This window comes from Brevundimonas sp., from assembly GCF_030682035.1.
Taxonomy (GTDB): domain Bacteria; phylum Pseudomonadota; class Alphaproteobacteria; order Caulobacterales; family Caulobacteraceae; genus Brevundimonas.
Map to the genome: position 1 here is coordinate 1 of NZ_JAUXQZ010000015.1, position 1606 is coordinate 1606.

Below are 1606 nucleotides of genomic sequence, written 5' to 3' on the forward strand. Positions count from 1 at the left end.
CCTCATCCTCTTATGTCCCATGTCAAGAGTAGAGGCATGAGGAAGGGTTTTCTCCAGGAATTGCGGAGAAGAATGAGAGGGGATGATCGTGCAAGGGTGGAAGCAGAACCCAGAGACGTCGGTCAACAAGCTCTTATTCGCGGGTTCACGCATGTCCGTAGGTTCGTCTGGGGCTGTCCCGGTCTGAGGTCGGACGTCAATCTAGCGATCGGTCACACAGGATGATCGGGAATTCCCCTTGCCGCGGCTCTGCTCCCGCCATTGCACGAGATTTATCACTTCGCCGGACCACTGCCCCGGCGCACGGGCTCCCTAATTAGTGCTCGGCCCTGTCTGCCTGGCTCCCCTTGCCAAGCCTCTTAAGCCGCAACAGGTGGGGTGGTGACTGCGCGAGCGACGGCCCAGATGAAGCCGGCGAGCTCGCGGGCGATCGCGACGATGGCGACGGTCTTGAGCTTGCCGTTCCTGATCAGCGTACGGTAGCGGCGGTACAGCCGGCACTGCGCCTTCCAGGCAATCTCGCGAACCGCTGGCGGCGCCGCATCGACCTTCGGTTGCTTGGCTTGTCCGACCCGCGGCGGATGCTGATAGCTCCACGAGCACTCCACCAGCATGCGCCGGGCCCGTCGGTTACCGGCTTTGGTGATCGGTCCGCGCTTGACGGTATCGCCGGTTGAATTCTCCGAAGGCACGAGGCCGAGATAGGCCATCAACTCGGTCGGGGTTCGGAACCGCGAGAGATCGCCGATCTCGGCCAGCAGCGTTGTGGCCGAGATCAGATCGATGCCTCGCATGGCCATCAATGCGGTGACCACCGGGGCAAGTGACCATTCCGGAACCATCGCGGAGATGGCCTGCTCCAGGCGAACGAGGCGTTCCTGCGCCTGACGGATAGCCAGCATCATCTCCTCCAGCACAAGGCGCTGTTGCGGATGCTCGAGCTTCTGGCTCGCGATCCAGCTCATATGCGCCTTGGTCCCGGTCTTCCTGCGCTCCGGATAAGGCCTTCCCAGCCGCAGCAGAAAGGCCGAGACATGCTGGCGCTTCGTGCGCAAATCCAGCATCGCCGTCTCGCGCGCCCGCGTCAGATCGCGCATCGCCTCGTGACCTCCGTCCGGCACCCAGACCGGGGTGAGTTCGTCCGCACGCAGCAGCTTGGCCAGGCTGAGCGCGTCACGCCGGTTGGTCTTCACCTTGTCGCCTGGCCGCTTTGGAATCAGCGAGGGCGCCACCACCACGCATTCGAAGCCAAGATCCCTGATCTGCCGGTGCAGCCCGTAGCCGGTCGGCCCGGCCTCGTAGCAGAACGTCAGCCGCTCGTACCTGGCGGAAAGCTTCCGAACCAGCTTCGTCGTGGCAGCCGGCGTGTTCTCGATCTCCCCAAAGAACCGAACTTCACCGCCTCGGCCAGCCTCTGCAATCGCAACCGCATTGCGCAACTTAGACGTATCGAAACCCACGAAGGCTTCGCTATAATCACCCATGACTCGCCCTCCTTGCGTGAGGCTCTGCCCGGCCTATCCGGGTAACCCTCGCACTCGCATCGAGGGTGAGTCGCCTCCGTTCCGCAAAGGGACATACGGTCTGAGGAGGCCACGAAGTGGCC

Annotated in this window: 1 protein-coding gene; it reads right to left on the bottom strand. The window is 63.0% G+C overall.

Going from position 1 to position 1606, the window contains the following annotated elements:
- Nucleotides 1–359: 359 nt before the first annotated feature.
- On the bottom strand, nucleotides 360–1484 hold the full coding sequence (locus Q8K49_RS03030; protein WP_305303965.1) for an IS110 family transposase: 1125 nt from the start codon (nucleotides 1482–1484) through the stop codon (nucleotides 360–362).
- Nucleotides 1485–1606 lie beyond the last annotated feature (122 nt).